The sequence below is a fragment of the Streptomyces sp. NPDC056160 genome, from assembly GCF_042268205.1.
In the GTDB taxonomy this organism is placed as follows: Bacteria; Actinomycetota; Actinomycetes; order Streptomycetales; family Streptomycetaceae; genus Streptomyces.
The window spans coordinates 1-1,221 of sequence record NZ_JBHJUW010000359.1; the positions used below are offsets into that span (position 1 = coordinate 1).

Here is a 1,221-nt window from a genome sequence, read left to right on the forward strand (position 1 = left end):
CAACCCGGCGACGGTAAAAGCCGGCACGACCAGCTACATCCCGAACCTCTGAGAATCACCCCAACGAGGCACCCTCATCAGATCTGCACCCATCGCGTTTCCGTCTCGTCAGCCGCCAAACCCAAGCGAAACGGCGAGGCTAGTGCCGCATCAGGCAACGTTCGCCCTGCGGCGAAGTGTGAACCGTTCCGAGTTCGGTAGAGATCTCAGGTGTTGGGTGTGACCTGGGGCTTCGTGGTTGCGAGGTAGTGGTTGTTCTCGTATTCGACCGGCGGGACGTGGCCTATCTCACCGTGGAGTCGCCGGTGGTTGTACCAGTCGACGTACTCAGCGGTGGCGAGCTCGACGTCGGACAGCGTCTTCCATGGCCGCCGGGGCTTGATCAGCTCGGTCTTGAACAGGCCGATCGTGCTCTCCATCAGGGCGTTGTCGTAGGCGTCGCCCACCGATCCGATGGAGGCGGCGATACCGGCGGCCTCCAGGTGGTCGGCGAGCCGGAAACTCGTGTACTGACCGGATTCAAGCGGTCGTTGCAACACCGGCTTGTTGAATCAACTGTAGCTGCTCGTTGAGTGCTTCGGCGGGTGTCTTCCAACCGAGCTGCGGTGCCGGATCGTCCTCGCATGCGCTGACGGGCTGTCGAACACCCAGGTGGGCGCGGACCTCGGGATCCACCCGACCACGGTGGCCACGTGGCGCAAGCGGTTCGCGGCTGACCGACTGGAGGGCCTGGCCGATGAGAAGCGGCCGGGGCCCGCGCGCACGGTGACCGACGAGCAGATCGAGGACGTGATCGTGCGGACCTTGGAGACGACGCCGAAGGGCGCCACGCACTGGTCCACCCGGGAGATGGCGAAGAAGAGCGGGCTGAGCCAGTCGACGGTCTCGCGGATCTGGCGCACCTTCGGCCTCAAGCCTCACCAGGTCGACACGTTCAAGCTGAGCAAGGACCCGCAGTTCATTGAGAAGGTCCGCGATGTCGTGGGCCTCTACCTTGACCCGCCCGAGCGCGCCATCGTGCTCTGCGTCGACGAGAAGTCCCAGATACAGGCGTTGGACCGCTCGGCCCCGGTGCTGCCGATGATGCCCGGCATGCCCGAGCGCCGCACCCACGACTACCTGCGCAGCGGCGTCACCACTTTGTTCGCGGCCCTCAACACCGCCACCGGCGAGGTCATCGGCTCCCTGCACCGTCGCCACCGCGCCGCCGAGTTCAAGAAG

General features: G+C 65.3%; 1 protein-coding gene and 1 pseudogene. One reads left to right on the forward strand and one right to left on the reverse strand.

From position 1 onward, the window contains the following. Positions 1 to 206: 206 nt before the first annotated feature. Positions 207 to 536 carry an integrase core domain-containing protein gene (locus ACFC02_RS42720; RefSeq protein WP_376368461.1) on the reverse strand — a complete coding sequence of 110 codons (330 nt, stop codon included), beginning with the start codon at positions 534 to 536 and terminating at the stop codon, positions 207 to 209. Positions 537 to 603: 67 nt separating this feature from the next. On the opposite strand from ACFC02_RS42720, the pseudogene ACFC02_RS42725 reads away from it, so the two are divergent. Then, positions 604 to 1,221 (forward strand): annotated as a pseudogene (locus ACFC02_RS42725) (IS630 family transposase); the annotation flags it as partial.